At 60.9% G+C, this 15,159-nt stretch carries 13 protein-coding genes; all 13 read right to left on the bottom strand.

Annotation, left to right across the window (positions count from 1 at the left end; genetic code table 11):
• Positions 1-100: 100 nt before the first annotated feature.
• Entirely contained in the window at positions 101-874 is a 774-nt protein-coding gene (locus ACP7BL_RS17140) for a hypothetical protein (RefSeq protein WP_426258884.1), read from the bottom strand.
• A 7-nt stretch (positions 875-881) separates the two neighbouring features.
• Positions 882-2,936, bottom strand: a complete 2,055-nt coding sequence (locus ACP7BL_RS17135; RefSeq protein WP_426258883.1) for a hypothetical protein — start codon at positions 2,934-2,936, stop codon at positions 882-884.
• The gene (locus ACP7BL_RS17130) at positions 2,933-3,910 is read right to left on the bottom strand and encodes a phosphoribosyltransferase-like protein (RefSeq protein WP_426258882.1); all 978 of its coding nucleotides are present in this window, start codon (positions 3,908-3,910) and stop codon (positions 2,933-2,935) included. Before ACP7BL_RS17130 ends, ACP7BL_RS17135 begins: the two co-directional genes overlap by 4 nt.
• Position 3,911: 1 nt before the next feature.
• Complete coding sequence (locus ACP7BL_RS17125) at positions 3,912-5,246, bottom strand: hypothetical protein (protein ID WP_426258881.1); 1,335 nt, start codon at positions 5,244-5,246, stop codon at positions 3,912-3,914.
• Positions 5,247-5,555: 309 nt separating this feature from the next.
• Positions 5,556-6,476 carry a nucleotidyl transferase AbiEii/AbiGii toxin family protein gene (locus ACP7BL_RS17120; RefSeq protein WP_426258880.1) on the bottom strand — a complete coding sequence of 307 codons (921 nt, stop codon included), beginning with the start codon at positions 6,474-6,476 and terminating at the stop codon, positions 5,556-5,558.
• Positions 6,473-7,333: a type IV toxin-antitoxin system AbiEi family antitoxin domain-containing protein gene (locus ACP7BL_RS17115; RefSeq protein ID WP_426258879.1), complete on the bottom strand. Its 861-nt coding sequence runs from the start codon at positions 7,331-7,333 to the stop codon at positions 6,473-6,475. The genes ACP7BL_RS17120 and ACP7BL_RS17115 overlap by 4 nt, the downstream gene beginning before the upstream one ends.
• A 116-nt stretch (positions 7,334-7,449) precedes the next feature.
• On the bottom strand, positions 7,450-8,391 hold the full coding sequence (locus ACP7BL_RS17110; protein WP_426258878.1) for an LPD7 domain-containing protein: 942 nt from the start codon (positions 8,389-8,391) through the stop codon (positions 7,450-7,452).
• A complete protein-coding gene (locus ACP7BL_RS17105) occupies positions 8,375-10,372 on the bottom strand; it encodes a type IV secretory system conjugative DNA transfer family protein (RefSeq protein WP_426258877.1) in 1,998 nt (665 codons plus the stop codon). The genes ACP7BL_RS17110 and ACP7BL_RS17105 overlap by 17 nt, the downstream gene beginning before the upstream one ends.
• On the bottom strand, positions 10,338-11,342 hold the full coding sequence (virB11, locus tag ACP7BL_RS17100) for a P-type DNA transfer ATPase VirB11 (RefSeq protein WP_426258876.1): 1,005 nt from the start codon (positions 11,340-11,342) through the stop codon (positions 10,338-10,340). The genes ACP7BL_RS17105 and virB11 overlap by 35 nt, the downstream gene beginning before the upstream one ends.
• Before the next feature lies 1 nt (position 11,343).
• Positions 11,344-12,564 carry a type IV secretion system protein VirB10 gene (virB10, locus tag ACP7BL_RS17095; RefSeq protein WP_426258875.1) on the bottom strand — a complete coding sequence of 407 codons (1,221 nt, stop codon included), beginning with the start codon at positions 12,562-12,564 and terminating at the stop codon, positions 11,344-11,346.
• Between the two features lie 5 nt (positions 12,565-12,569).
• A complete protein-coding gene (gene virB9, locus ACP7BL_RS17090) occupies positions 12,570-13,427 on the bottom strand; it encodes a P-type conjugative transfer protein VirB9 (RefSeq protein ID WP_426258874.1) in 858 nt (285 codons plus the stop codon).
• Positions 13,424-14,113: a virB8 family protein gene (locus tag ACP7BL_RS17085; RefSeq protein ID WP_426258873.1), complete on the bottom strand. Its 690-nt coding sequence runs from the start codon at positions 14,111-14,113 to the stop codon at positions 13,424-13,426. Before ACP7BL_RS17085 ends, virB9 begins: the two co-directional genes overlap by 4 nt.
• Positions 14,114-14,449: 336 nt before the next feature.
• Positions 14,450-15,159: type IV secretion system protein (locus ACP7BL_RS17080; protein ID WP_426258872.1), on the bottom strand; the 710-nt coding region annotated here is incomplete at its 5' end.

The raw sequence follows: 15,159 nt of genomic DNA, 5'->3' as shown, positions 1-15,159 counted from the left end.
CCATGTCGATCACTCCCGATACCCCAGACTGGTCAGCCAGGGGCGGGTTCAAACATGGGTCAATTCTCAATGGAAATTTATGCCCCTACCGGGTCAATTCTCAGCGGAAATCTACAAGCTCGCTAAGCACCGAAGCGGTGCCAAAGGGATCGTTGGCCGGGGCGAACGATCGATTTTGTTCCGCGAAGTTCGGATCCCCGATCTCGTCGGCTGCCCGACGCGATCGAAGGACGCTCTCCTGATACATGTCCGCCCTAAGCGACGGCAAGCCGAAGAGTTGATGCTTGTCCGCTTTTTCCTTGTTCTCTGCCACGGCCGCCAAAAGCCGATCATCATAGCCCATTCCAACGATGAGAAAATCATCGTCGCCGTCCGTGATCGGCGAACCCTCGAATCCGCGGACTGGCCGAACACCCAACATGTGACCACCCGAAAACGATGTATTTTCCTTTGACGCGTACTGGAGAGGCTCTGCGTAAAAGGCATCCAGCGTTCGGATACCCAAGGTTTGTAGAAGCTTCATGAGAAACATGAGGTGGGGCCGCACGATGCCAGTGATGTCGATGCACAGACTGTTCTTGGCTGGGTCGAATCCCCCTGAATCGACGAGTTTCGTGATGAGATTCTTGCAAAAAATGGATTCGTCTTCTGTGCCGTCGTAGAAGCTTTCCTCCGGCGGATGCTCGTCCGAATCCAGATTATATTCGCGATGGATCACCCAGAGTTTTTTGGTCGCGTTGATCCTGTCATAGACGGTTCGTATGCGCTCGGATCGATTGAACGATGAAACAAAGAAATCCCAATGGGGAAGCGCTTGCCAGTCGTCGGGACCGTTGAGCTCGCAACGATAATAGATGCCGTAATCGTGGCTCATGACGATCCTATGAAAAGAGATCTGATTGCCGCGACGGACCGGGCGCGGCTTTGGCCGCGCGGCCTTGCCGGGAGAAGGGTGCGGTCATCCGCGCGGTCCAATCAGCGACTACGGCCGCGAACTCCTCGCCTTTGCCTGGATCAAAAATGGCGTCCATTTCCTCTGTGCTGAGCGGCTTTATGCCGCGTCTGCCGGTGGGAAGGCCGTATCGAGGCACAAGCATCCGGTTCAGCTGAAACTTATGGGTGACCTGTTCAGAGTTTCGATCTTGTTGCCCACCAAGCACCTCGACCAGAAGCGATCGGTCTACGGCGAGCCGGAGAGTCTGTTCAGCGACGGTGCTAACCTCATGAAGACTGGCGCTGAAGCCGATCAGTGAGCACTCGATCGGGTTGTCAGCATAGCGGTTGATCCTGAAAAGTTCGGCAAGTCGCGTAATGGCCGTCAGGATTGACCTGCCTTCCTCACCCGATGTCCGCATGCTGTTGTAGAACCAGTCCGAAGCGGCAAGCGCGCCCTTGCTTTGCGCTTCGATTGTGATCCGGCCGGCCTCGAAGGGACGCTCGCCCTGGAAGGATGCCCAATCGAAGGTCTGCTTTAGCAGAGTTATCAGCGCTCGCGGCTGTCCCTCCGACATGCGCGTAAATGTCGACAATCCCGCATAGGTTTGTCGATCACCCGACGACCGTATCATCTGGGCAATCAGATCGGTCTTATAGTGATTGAGCTTCTGCTTGTATTTCTGACCACGCTCTCCACCGACAAACGCCGAACACTCCCGATGGATGTTCGCAGATTCCAACGTCAAATCGCGGCCGTTCGCCCATGCGTTGAAAATCAGAACGGTGTTGAGCTTCTCGAGGAGCGGATATTCAGGCACGCGGATGTGCTCCAGCACGGTCTCGCAGTCAGACGCAGTTGCGACACCGGGGACATCTCCTCCCTTTGCGCATTCCAGGAGCCGTTCTCGAAGCCGCAGCAGATGCGGCCGTTCGTCGGACGGCAAGCCTTTCACCATCTGCTGATATTGCTCCGCATCCCAACTCTTCTCCGGTTCGTCGAACCAGTCGCTGAGCTTGCGGTTGGCCGCAGTGCGGCCGGTCCTGGCTTTCGGCCAGAACGCCTCCAGCCTTCGGCCGACCAGCCGATTGACCAGGTCCTTATATTGGTTCTCGTTTTGCCTGAACCGCTGATCCAGGCGTATCTCGTCAAACTCGGAGTCTCGGATATTCTCCTCATCGGCGCTGAGTGTCCGGTGGGTTCTCACTCCGAATTGACGAGCGCCGATTTTAAAAGTCGCGGGGCTCTCCCGTTCCCGAACCAGCGTGTTGACATGTCGCTGTTGATCGAAAGTCAAATTCTCGAATTCGTCCAGCTGATAGGAGAACAGTAATCCTTCGAATTCCGGGATCTCCGAAAGAAGGCTCGGCAATCCGAATATCAGCCTCCCCCGACTGACCGAGATCTGCGGATGTAGCTGCCCTGTGAATGCAGCGTTGTTGACTTCGTAATCCAGTGCGCGCCGACGACCATCAAGGTCGGCGATAAGCTCGGCAATCGACGCAGAGGTCGGGGGAGTGTCGTCGAAAAGTGACCGTATGCCGTCACAGACCTTGGCATCGTAGTCCAACTCATCCCTTGCGGTCACATCCGCGACAATCCGCAGCACCGCCAGACCGAGCGTCAATTCCAGATAAAAGGAAAAGATCTCAAGCCATGCCTCTTCGCTCTGCCCCTTGCCGCTGAACCTGCCATTCTCGATACCGCTGCAACGCATGTAGATGCCGATATAGCCATCGTTGCGGAGCCCAGCGCTGATCGGAACACCCTTCTGCTCGGTCCGAAGTCTCTGCAACGCATAGGACGCATAGCGCATCAGATGCGTCTTGCCGCTCCCTTTGCCTCCCAAAATGAACGTTGGCATGGGAGACGCGAACCGCCCCGAATTGAACAGCGAGTTCGGGGCCTCCGAAGACCCAACATCGACCCATAGATCCTGGATCTGATCGTTGGTGAGGTCATTGGCCTTGGTCAGGCTGAACGGGTTGGAATTTGGGGTCACGGCCAGTAAACCTTGGGATAGCGCTTGAAGACCGGAATCCACGGGGCACCGGTTTCACCATCCGACCAGAAAATCGGGAGCGTATTATCAGGCGTGTTGTGTGAAAAGCCGATCAGAAGTTGCCCATCCTGATAGCCGAGAGGGTCCTCAGGACAGAGGACGGCGCCATGCGCCGAACAAATTTTTTCCGTGAAGGTTCGTTCAAAAGGAGGCTCGGCCTTCGCGAATATGCGCGACGTTGGTGCGAACGCCTTGAACGACCGATCCAACTCGACGATGCTGCCCACAACATCAAATTTTCCCTCGTCGCGAATACGTGCGAGCCCCTCGGAGAGTCCGAACAGTGAATAATAGTAAGTCTTCGCTTCTGGCTTCATGGCCTTGATCGGCTCGACCGTTGCGGCCGAATATTCGAGTCCCTGATCGCCCGATCCGCACAGGTCGTCGATGAAGACATAATGGTCGATATCTGGATCCTTCAGGTCGGCCTGCACCGACGTACCGCTGGCTGACAGCTGAAAAACTTCCGAGGCGTTTATGAAGAGGTCTTTGTGCAGCCGGTTCTCCTGTCGAAAATAGTATAACAGCATCGCGCTGCTTTCCGCAGGATTCCCCAATGCAACAAAGCGCGTCTTTGCCAGCTCCGCGTCGATGGCCGGAGACAGAATCGCCGGATCGCTTGCGCCGCTCAACAAACCCCGCACATGCTGCGCAAGCCGAGGTCTGAATGAATCGCGAAAAAGTGAACGCAGCAGCGCTCTCACCTCGCTCGTTCCAAAATACATGAAATTCGATAGGAGAAATAACGCTTGGATTTGCTCATCTGCGTTGACGTCGGCGTCTTCGGCAAATTGGCCAAGCCACCGCTCCACGAGCGGCCAATCGGCGCGTCGCTCCCAGATGGAGTCATGGAGGGTCTTGATCTTGATCTGCAGAGAATCGAAGATCTTTTGATGCTGATCGCTGGTCAGCATGTCAGTCTCTCATGAACACTAGGACCGATTCCTGCTGAATCATGCCAGCAGTGCGATTGCGCTTCGTCATGAGTCCTCGCGATTCGATCGTATCAAGCAGGTGTAGCTCGACCGTCATACCGGCCTGCTCGGCCAACCCCTTTAGATAGGCCGGGGTATCGAAGCAGAGTCCGGCGACAAGATTTGGACCGACCACAAGAACGAGTCTGCCGCCAGGCCTGAGCACCCTCGCAATTTCATTCAATGCCAACCGCATCTCGATCAAATAGCGCTGCGCGATTCTTGCCCTAAGCGGATTGCGGTCGGCGACCGCTGCGACGATCTCGTCAGCTTCGCACAGGCCGGTGCCATCAAGCAGCGGCTCGCTTTTCGAAAGATGCTCGCGACCTATCGAGTGTTTTTCGTACTGACGCAGGGCAGCGTTGGGCGTCAATCCAAGCCATCCCAGCGACAGGCTCGATGCCCGTATATATTTCTGAGCCCCGACATAGGGAGGCGAGGTTATGACGAGATCGACGGTGGCATCCCGCAATTTCAGGTCGGTCGCGTCTCCAAGGACATTGATCTGGGTCGAGCGAAGCGGGAACAGCTTGTTTGTCTCCGCCAGTCTCCGAAGATTTTGATTGGCGACGGTCCAGAAGACCGACTTGACGTCGATTGTTTCCAAACGTTTGAGCTTTCGCAGGACATCGTCGCCCTTGGCGCCGTATCGATCAGCTCTTTCGGGATTGATCCGAACGGGAACTGACAGCCGCGGATCGGCATAGCTGACCCGGCGCACCGTCGCGGAGAACGAAACGTCGAAAATCGCACGTCGCTCACTCGCGACATTGTTGATGATTGCTGAGCGAAGCCGTGCCAACCCCTCCGAAGCACGATTGGAGAACCAATGGCTTCGATTGACCACATCCGGCATTTCAATCGCAGAAGCGCCATGGTTCTCGAGTACGGATGCCAGCTCTTGGCGCGCCGCCGCAACGTCAATCGGCGTCAACTTCGCCGTGGTAATGAGGCGTGCCAGCGGGTTGGAATCTGCACCCACGACATTGAGACCGCCCAACTGGCCTTCAAAGGGCACCGTTCCGGATCCGCAAAACGGATCCAGCAGGGTCGAGCCACGCGTTACGAGTTCGGAACAGCCGAGAAAAAACTGGGGAATCTTTGCGAGAAGCTTTGCCGGATAAGGATGGACGAGATGCGTTCCACGCCCCTCCGGTACTGTCGCCACAAGCTCGCGGAAATTAACCTCTATGGGCTCTCCGCCCGCTGAAAACTGCGAGCAAAGACGCTCGAACTCGCCGCCTCTATCATTGTTTGCGCGAGCTTGAGATTGCACTTCCGTCCCGCTCCCCATTTGCCCTTGCCCCATGACCCGAACGACGTCGCGAAGGAGTCAATTGATCGTGCTTAGCAGTCGAAGGCAGTGATGGGGAGAGCAAGGTTTGAACACGGACGGGAATCCTCAAGCGCCAAATAACTGGTCCGGCTGCTCTTTTTCGAAACGGTCGCCAGGAGACGCCCGGCCACTGCGTTCATGCCAAAGCTCCAGCTGAGTCGGAGGTTCAGCAATCGGTTCGATCACGCCGCCGGCCACGCCTAAGATGTTCCGCCGCGTCGCCGAGGATCACGAAGCGGTCCATGACGCTTACGCCGACCCAAGGCAATCCTGCAGTGCCTGCAACTGGTGATCGAACTTCGCCGGATTCTCCGAGCGTAGCCGCTCGAGATTGAGGCGCTTCCAGCGCAGCGCCGGCAGGTCCGCGATCGTGGACTCGAAGCCGAGCGCATCCCAATCCGGCGTGAGGTGATGGAAAGAGGTGAGGAAGTGGCGATTTGCACCCTGGCTTGCACGGCCGAGGATCTCTCGAACCAACTGCTCCCGCGCCTCCAGAAGGGCATCGAGCGATAGGTCCGCGACGGTCATGCCGAGAAACTCATCGCTATATTGGGCGCTGATGTCGAGCCGGTGCGGACAAAGCAGTTCGTGCGCGGGACGCGGATGGCTGACGAGATAGATCAGGAAGGCCTTGAAGAGATCGTCGCAGATCCCTTCGTTGGCGAACAGGAAGTGGATGTCGAACAGGTCGCGGGGGTGTTGGCGATCGAGCGCGGCCGCGATCTTCCCGGCATAGAGGTCGGCCTCGGACACGAGCTGCATCTCGGCGAAGCCGAAGCGCTCCTCGACCGCAGCGTTCACGGATCTCAGCACCGGCGGGAACACGGTGCCCCGCAATACCGGGGATACCTCGATCTTGATCGTCACGCCGTCGGACTGGACCACCAGGCGCTTGCCGTCGGGAAGGAGCCGCCGTTCGACGGCCATGCGCCCGTCTCGCTCAAGCCGTGACGCGATCCGGTCGAGACCCTCGCGGACTGCCTGAAGCGAGCTATCGCGATCGGCGACGGGCAGATAGACGAGATCGATATCGACTGACAGGCGCGGCAAGTCGCGCACGAACAGGTTGATCGCGGTCCCGCCTTTCAACGCGAAGATGTCTTCGCGCGCGATCTCGGGGATGGCGCGGACGAGCAAGCTGACCTGATCGACATATCGCTGCGCGGTCATTGGGCTGTTTCCCCTGCCTTGGCGGCGAAGGTCGCCGGCACCGTTATCTGGTAACGAGGGTCCAGCCGCCCGCCCGGGACGAGCTGCCGCTTGCCGCGACCCAGATCGATATGCTGGCGATCGATATGCTTCGCCCAGCCATGGTCGTGGCGATCGGCGAAGAACAGGAACAACCGCTTTGCCCGGATGCTCTTGCATCCTTCAAGCAGGCTGGTCAGGAGTCTCGGCCGCAACGTCGTCAGGCCTTCGAAGATCGTATCGACATGCTCGAAGCTCAGGCTTTGGGGCACGTCTTCCATCATCTCGATGGTTGCCCGCTCGGCACCGGCTACCGCCAAGAAATGGTCCCAAGGTTCACTCGCGTCTGGCGACGGCACGGCGGCTCCGAGGCGCGTCGTCCCGAGATCGAGCCGATGCCATTCGACGCCAAGCGACGGATTCGAGAACAGCGAGCGGTTGTGAAGGACTACCATCGCGTCGGTCGGGAGCTTCGGCAGCCAGGAGGGAACCGCGCCTTCCGGATCATAGAGATGGACCGTCCGATCGCCACCGAGACGGGCGAAATGCCCTAGCCCGTGGAGTTCGAGTGCGGTCATGCCGCCGATATAGAAGGATGCAGATCCAATCCGTTGCGCCGACATCACTGCCATGTCCCAACGCAGGCTTGTCGCCCCGCCAGCCGGGGTCGCACGTCGGTAGACGCGCGGCGCGACGCGTTCGAGCCAGCCCCGCTGGACATAATCGTGGATCGATGTCCTGGAGATACCTTGCGCCTGCAACCACGCGGAATCGACCATCAGCCCGGGGGCCAGGTTGGTGAGAAGCTGGTTTAATGGTTGGCGCTTTCGTTCGTCCATCACGAACTATTTGAATGATTTGCGAACTGATGGCAATGCGCAGTTTACGATAGGTCAAATATGTTCGCCCTATACGAAGGAACGGTAGGTTTCTCAAACCAACCTCCGCGCCTGCATCAGCGCGATCGGCTGCGCTCGGGCGGCTTGTGATCCCGGCCTTGCCGAACAGGCGCGCCGCGCGCCGGCCCTGCGGTAGGCTCGACCCCGCGTTGCACCGATGCGCCCGCATCCCGGACAATGGCGGGACGAATAGTGCGACCGGCAGCTATATGCGCATCGAGCTGGGCGCGCGCTACGGTCATCACGCGCGTGACGGCCTCTGGATTATCGAACAAGGTGCGCCGGATCACGGCTTCCATCACCCGCATCTGGCTATCGACAGCCCGATCGTTAGGCATCGACCGCCCATCGGCGCGCCCGCCGGGCTGCCGCGCTGTAACGGGGGACTCGCTCGATCGACGGGCAGGCGCCGGATCGCGGCTCTCGGCCGCGTCGCGCGCGATCATCGGCGCGATCGTGTTCTTGCTGGCATCGCTGCGCAGGCGGTCGAGCTCCTGCAGATCGCGATCATTCGGCTTATAGCCTCTGACCTCGAGCCCCTTCTGGCCCGCCTCGAGCCATACCGATCGCCGGAAGGCTTCGGTCCCCGTGACGTGGATCCTCTCCCATCCACGATGCTGCGCGATCGCGACGAGATCCTTCACGACCTCCTGGCTCTCGGTCGCCGTGACGAGCCGGCGGCCCTGATCGCGGAATGCTGGATCCTTCATTTCGGCCGAGGTGAAGAAGGCCGGCTCCCCGGACCATTTCGCCTTGTCGGCATAATAGCGCTTGCGCACGGCTTCGGGCAGATCGCCCGCCTCGACGGAAGGAGCCTTCGGCTTCCCGCCCGGCTCGGCCGTACGTTCCCCATCAATGGCACGAGCGACCGGGTCGGGTCGGGTCGCCTGGACTGCGGGGGCGGCCTCCTTGCCGCGCTCCATTTCGTCAAAGGAGACGCTGTTGGTCCTGGCGCGCTGCTTGGGCGCCGCCGCCTTGTCATTATCGGCCATGATCATGCCTCGCTGTCACTAATGCTTCGGATGAATCGTGATCGTCGTCCGGCTCGATGGCCGCACGCGCGGTCATCGCCATGACGAAGGCGATCGCCGCTTTCTCATCGCCCGGCGGCGGAAGCTCCTCAAGTTCGCCCAGGACAAGCATATCATCGGTGATCTCGGCATAGCCGGCCAGTTCGTCGTCAGTCAGCGTGCGGGTCACGACGGGCTCTTCCTCCGTTGGTGGTGGGGCGAGGAGCGCCGCCCGCTTCGCCTCTATCGCTTGGGTTAACGCGTCCGAGCCGGCGCCGGCGCTGGCCGACGGCGAGACCTGCTTCGCCTGCGGGATCATAATCAGCCGCGGCGCAACCTTGGGCGGGTCCGAGATCCTGCTGGTGAAATGCCGAGAGCGGAAATATTCGATCTTGCGCGCCCGGACCGGGGGAATACCGCCGCGCAGCAACAGCAGTTCGCCCTTTGGCATCTGCATCAGTTCCTGTGGCATCATCAACGCCCGGCGCTGATCCGACTCTGAAATGCTGCGATTGGCGAGCATGCCATGGATAGTCCGGCTCTTCGACTTTACGTTCATCGTGAAGAAGCCGAGCCGCTCGGAGAGTTCATTGGCGACCCTCAGCTCTTTCGGTGTGAAAACCACCTCCAGACCGCAGTTGGCGATAATCTCGTCGGTGACGTCCGCACCGTAGATTCCCCGCGGTTGCGAGCGGCTCTGGATTACCGGCAACAAGCGTAGCCCGTAGCCGGCGACATAGGAAAAGGCCGACGCGATCACCGGTGCCTTGCCCAGTCGAGCGAATTCATCGAGCAGCAGGAGGACGGGCACCTGGCCCCCTGAGGCCGGCAGCTCCCGTGTGTTGAGGTCGATCAGCTGCTGCAGGAAGAGATTATACACCGGCGCGATGCGGTCGATGTTGTCTGGTGATACGCCCAGATAGATCGAGATCCGCTCGCGGCGGACCTGGCGCAGATCGAAGTCGGTCTCCGACGTCGCTGCATCGACATACGGGTTAAGCCAGAGGCTGAGCTTCGAGGTGATCGTCTGCTTGATACCGGAGAAGGTGTTGTCGGACGCGGAGGTGAAGTCGCTCAACGCCGAGACGCAGGCCTGGCTTAGCCGCTGCCCGCGCTTCTGCGCTTCCTCGACAACCTTGGGCAGCTCGACCTTCGGGTCGCCCGCCGTCAGCCGCCGGTAGATTTCGCCGATCGTGAAGGGGAGGGCGGGGTTGGCCGCAACAAGGGAGCCGACGCCGACGAAGGCGGCGCGCGCGGCTTCAGCCCAGAAGGGGTCGGCCTTCTCGGGTGCTGGAAATAACATGCCGCCGATCTTCTGGAGCTCGTTGACCACATCGACGTCGTCGAGACGATCGATGAAGCTCAGCGGATTGTACCGCGCGGTCCGCCCTTCGGGATCGAGCGGGTCGAACAGATAGACGGCTTGGCCATGGCGCGCCCGGAAGCCGGCTGTGATGTCCCAGTTCTCGCGCTTCACGTCGAGCACCACGACCGAGTCCGCCCAACTCAGAAGATTGGGGATCACGACACCGACGCCCTTGCCAGCACGCGTGGGCGCCTCGAGCAGAACATGCTCGGTCCCGCCGAACACAAGATAGCGGCCACCCTTCTGGCCGACGATGATGCCGCTCTTGCTGCGCAGCTGTTCTTGCCGGATCTCGCTTTCACGCGCGAACCGCGCCTCGCCATGCAGCGAGCGCCCCCGTTTCAGGATGACGAGCAAAATGACGAAGGCGATTGCGCCGCTGACCAACGCGCCCCGCTTCAACCACAGGTGGAGGAGCGGATCGCCGCGATAGTACCAGAGCCATGCTGGCACCGCCGTGATCTGCATCTGCGGCCCGATCTGCTTCAAGCCGACGAGCGCCACCAGCACCGCGCACAGGGAGCAGAGGATAAGCACCGCCGCGAGGATCCCCGCGACGATCGCGACCCTAGTGAGCGGTCGTGCGTCCGACAGGCGGGTCAAAATATACCTCCTCGACCTCGAATTTTCCGGCGTGCTTGCGGGTCTGGACAACAACGTCGACCAACATGCGAAGCAGCCCGCGGATGTCGTCGCGGGCGAGATCCCGTCCGCCCTCCGATTCCTTGACCAGCAAGGTGAGCTGCTCGAACGCTCCCATGGCCGAGCCGGCATGGACGGTCGTGATCGAGCCAGGATGGCCCGAGTTGACATTGCGCAGATAGAAGAAGGCGGTGCCGTCGCGCAGCTCCTGCAGCAGGATGCGATCGGGGCGCATGCGAAGCGCGCTTTCGAGCAATTGCTTGGGGCCGACCTTGGCGAGGCCCTGCCGCTCGCTCGAATAGACCATATGAACGACGTTGTGATGCTCGACGACGAGCTCGCGCGTATCCTCGATCGTCAGCAGCCGCTCATGGGGCGGGATCAGCTGGATGAGCGCCTTGGCGAAGGTGGTCTTGCCTGACCCGGTCGCGCCGCTCACCAGAATGTTCTTGCGGGCAGCAACTGCGGTCCTGAAGAAGGACGGCCAGTCACCGGCATCGCGTTGCGCTACAAGCTGCGCATCGACCCCGCCGAGACCGCGTGCGGCAGAGCGCGTTCCCTTGAACAGTCCCGTGTTGGCGAGTTGATCGATTGCGAGGTTGACGCGCGAGGGCTTGCGCACCGTGAAGGATGGCGCCCCGCTCGGCGTCACCGACGGTATGACGATCTGGCAGCGCTCACCACCAGGCAATATCGTCGAGCAGATCGGAGTCTCTGCATTGACGTCCTGCCGGGTGAAACTCGCGGCGGCAACGGCGAGCGTCGCGAGCCATTCGCTGTCGAGTTCGGCGACATCATGCCAATGCCAGCCCTGATGATCCTCGATGCCGACCTCGCCGGGCTTGTTGATCACAAGCTCCGTCACCTCGGCCGGCTCCAGCAGCGGCAGGATCGGCGCGAGATAGTGGCGCAGGACGGCGGTATCGCTCACGTCAGCGCCGCAGCTCAAGATTGTAGACGTCGGCGAAGTTGAAGTCCTTGGCGACGAAGATCCCGACTTCCTCGCCCTGGTTCTTTTTGAGCACGGGGCGGATGTTGATGCTGTTCTGGAGTGCGATGCCCGCGCCTTCGCTCGGCGTGCGCGTCGTATTGTTGAAGTTGTTGCTGCCGCCCGACACCGATTGACCGGCGATATAGGCGGCGTCGTCGACCAGTGAGAGCAGCAATGCACTGCCGAACCGCGCCCAGAAGAATGTGTCGACCGATCCGGCGATGCCGGCGCGTCCGAGCGCGTCCGAGCCGGGCGACGCCAAGTCGATGCGGACTCCCTGCGGGGTCACGGCTCGCGTCCACAGAACGAAGAGACGGTTCTGCCCCTGCTGGATGCCGCCATGATATTCGCCGAGCACCTTCGTGCCCTTTTCCATCAGCACCACCCGACCATTTTCGGAATAGACGTCGCGCGGGATCAAACAGGAGGTGTAGCCGGGCTGCGCCGAGTTCATGGCAGTCTGGAGAATACACGGGATCAACGTTCCGGCGGTCACAAGGTAGTTGCGGTTCGGCAGCATCGACGCCCGCGCTTCGCCGACCGCAGAACTCTGCCGAAGCGCGTCCAGCGCATTGGGCGTGCCGCGGGCGGCCTGGCCCGCAGATCCATCGCCGGCTGTTTCTGGCTGGGCGGGATCGGCGCTGGTCCCGGCTCCCGAAGCGCGCATCGCGTCCCGGCCGCCATAGGCGATCAATGTCGATCGCCGCGCCTGGTCGGCGAGGTTCTGGCGATTGTTCTGCGGTGCCGCGGCGGGGGCCGCTCCCGGTTGAATTGCGGGTACGATCTGGCCATCAGGGCCGACGACCTGTGCACCAGGCGCTGGGTTGATGACCGGCGCGTTGGGATCAACAGCTGCTAGGCCGAGCGGCTTGGCCTTTGCAGCGACAGCATCATAAGCGACCGTCTCGCGCGCCGCGAGATCGGGTCGCCGCGCCATTGCTTCAGGTTTCGCCATCAAACTGCTGACATTCTTGCTCGGTCCCGAATTCACCCACAGAATGCCGAGCACCATCGCCGTGCCGGCGAAGATCAGCGCTGTGTTGCGCTTCGCCGGCGTCATGCCGCCGATCGGGTCGATACCGCGTTCGCGGATGATCTCGTCGCGCTCGGGCGTGGGATCGCCATGCGGGCGACGACGGTCCTCAGGCGCAGATTCGTCCATCGCGCTCACTCCTTCGGGTCTTGAAGGGTGCGCTCGACATGCGGCGACGCAGTGTTGGTGCCGTAGTCGACACCGTAAGGGGTCGGTGCCAGATTATAGATGCACAGCACCTCTCGGTTACGGCGCAGTCGGAGTTGAGCCGCAACGGCATGCACCACAACGAATTCGTCTCGCACATCGAACGGGACAAGGCTTTCCGAGCCATCCGGCCGAACAAGGTAGATCGCCGGAATCTCATGGTTTCCTGGGAAGCGCAGGACCGTGAACTGGCCGTTGTCGGAGATCTCCGACGGCTGGAGGTCGCTCGAGCCCTGGACCTTGTAATTCAAATTGCGCGGCCCCTCTATCACACCATGATCGAGCGCACCGCGAACGACGCTCGCCTGAAGCGCCGCGACGCGTTGCGCCTCTTGGGTCTCCCGCATCCGGGCCGCGCGGTCTGCTTCATCACGCGGGTAGCGGAAACGGACCTGGAAGAAGGTGTTACTGCTGCCGCGACCGATCGGTCCCCGCCGCGTCGTCAGCTCGAACGCGTAGTTGCGAAGCTCTCCGCCGCGGTTTGTCGTGACGATAAGGTTGGTAGGTCCCGCGCGTTCGCGCGGCTTCAGGAAAAGGATGTGACCGGCGACCGCCACTTCCCACGATACCGTGTCCCCTAGTGCGACATGCTCGATCGTCTCGTCGGCACCGAGGACGACCTGGGTCGCGGTGCGGAAGGTGCCGACGATGCGGTAGACCTCGGTCTCCTGATATTCGACGAACTTCACGCGCTGGTCTGCCGGTCCCGCGCGCGGCGTATCCTCGGCCAAGGCGGGCGCGGCAATAAGCGCGAGGATGCCTGCGATATGGATCAGCCGCTTCACCGCACCACCTCCGGGTCGGCGCGGTAGTTTTGGACCTGAAACCCAAGCGGATTACGGTACCGGTCGCCCTCCGCCATCGGCGCGTTGGTGTATTGGAAGGTCACCGTCGCGATCCAATCACTGCTCTGCGTATCCGTTTCGGTCTGCACCGTGCGGGTGAAGCGCACGTTGGCAACACGGTCATTGATGAAGGCGATGTTGCGGACACGGGCCTGGACCACCGCACCTTTGCCCCAGACGACCTGTGGACTCGCCGCGTTGTTCGAACTGAAAAAGCGACCCCAGCGCTGCTGCTCGCCGGGCTCGGACAAGATCGCGACGGCCCTGAAATTCTCTTCAGCTGCCGCCGGCAGCCAACTCTCCCTTGCCCTGACATATTGGGCGAGAAAAAACTTCGTTACCGCCTCATCGTACCGCATAGGTTTTTGGGTGAGGGTGGTCTGGACGTCGACCGCACCCGTCGTCTGATTGACCCGAATGATGTACGGCATCACCGTCTTGAGCGGTGCCAGCCCCGCGAGCGCGAACCCCTCCGCAGCTGACACAATCATCGCCAGGCCTGCCACGATCCACGCGATGCGCTCGGATCGAAGCGACTTGCGCTGGCGATCCTGATCCCAGGATCGTGCCTGCCCGAAATAGAGCTCGGCGTCCTTTGCGGGCACGCCCTCCGCCTGGCTGCGCATGGTCAGCAACTCCCAAAGGATCGAGGATCCGTCCGCGCGGAAGTCTTTTCGGGCGCGGGGTCGGGAACCGGCGGCGGCGGTGTCCCGCCTTCGATCGGTTGCTTGATCTGCGGCACGGGTGGCGGGGCAGGGGGCGCAACCACGGCCGGTAATGGTGAACCCGGCAAAACGCTTCCATAGATGTTCGCGTCACGCAGGTGCTTGCCGTTGCAAACCGGCAGCTTCTTCGGCCCCGATACCCCGTGGGCGAGCGACGGCAGCAGGACGATGAACACGGCCGATCGACGGAGCAATTTACCGAGCTTGGACGTCCTCGTCATATGCTCTTCCTTGTCATCATGAGGCGCGACTGACCGAACCGCCACGTTGCGCAGCGCGTTCGAGATTGCGGCTGTTTCGGGAGATGCGGCGCTGCTGGAAGGGTGCCGCCATTGTGCCCCAGGCCGATCCGGCGAAAGCGCCCACGCCCGCTGCGGCGCCGCCGGCGATGCCGGTTGCGATCGACGGCGCCTGGAAGAAAAAGATCGTGCCGAGGAAGATGTAGACCGCGAACAGGACCGCACCCAGGGCTGCATCTCCGACGCCCTCAGAAGCGGTGATAGCGGTTGCGCCGAGGTCAGTAATCAGCGCCGTGATCGCGATAATGACCGCCATTAGAACGATGAAGTTGAACGCCTGGCCTAGCCATCCATGGAAGAGCCTGCGGGTGGTTTCGAAGAGAGAAAGCGCAATGAAGATCGGACCAAGCGCTATGATTATGGCAAGTGCCACCTTGGCGAAGACCGTGATCGAGAAGCCGATCGCGGCGGACAATCCGGCAAGCGCCTTTAGGCAGAGGCTCAGTATGTACAGAACGAGCTTGTAGGGGTTAATGTCGCTATAAGTCGCGGCCTCGGTCTCAATCCGCGCGATGATGACGTCACATTGATGTAGATTTCCGCTGAGAAGTGACCCGGTATTTCCATCGAGAATTGACCCGGGTGAAGGTATGTCCCGCAGAGCGGGTTTTGGGTCAAGCTGGTGATTTTTCCTTTCGTGGTTTTGGT

Source organism: Sphingomonas sp. DC1600-2, assembly GCF_049897605.1.
Lineage (GTDB): Bacteria > Pseudomonadota > Alphaproteobacteria > Sphingomonadales > Sphingomonadaceae > Sphingomonas.
Note: the sequence above shows the minus strand (reverse complement) of the source record. Positions and strands in the feature narration are given on the sequence as shown.

Coding starts and splice junctions, on each gene's coding strand:
- ACP7BL_RS17110 (WP_426258878.1), bottom strand. CDS start 8,391: ATGATCATGGCCGATAATGACAAGGCGGCGGCGCCCAAGCAGCGCGCC.
- ACP7BL_RS17085 (WP_426258873.1), bottom strand. CDS start 14,113: ATGCGCAGCCAGGCGGAGGGCGTGCCCGCAAAGGACGCCGAGCTCTAT.
- ACP7BL_RS17115 (WP_426258879.1), bottom strand. CDS start 7,333: ATGGACGAACGAAAGCGCCAACCATTAAACCAGCTTCTCACCAACCTG.
- virB10 (WP_426258875.1), bottom strand. CDS start 12,564: ATGGACGAATCTGCGCCTGAGGACCGTCGTCGCCCGCATGGCGATCCC.
- ACP7BL_RS17130 (WP_426258882.1), bottom strand. CDS start 3,910: ATGCTGACCAGCGATCAGCATCAAAAGATCTTCGATTCTCTGCAGATC.
- ACP7BL_RS17120 (WP_426258880.1), bottom strand. CDS start 6,476: ATGACCGCGCAGCGATATGTCGATCAGGTCAGCTTGCTCGTCCGCGCC.
- ACP7BL_RS17140 (WP_426258884.1), bottom strand. CDS start 874: ATGAGCCACGATTACGGCATCTATTATCGTTGCGAGCTCAACGGTCCC.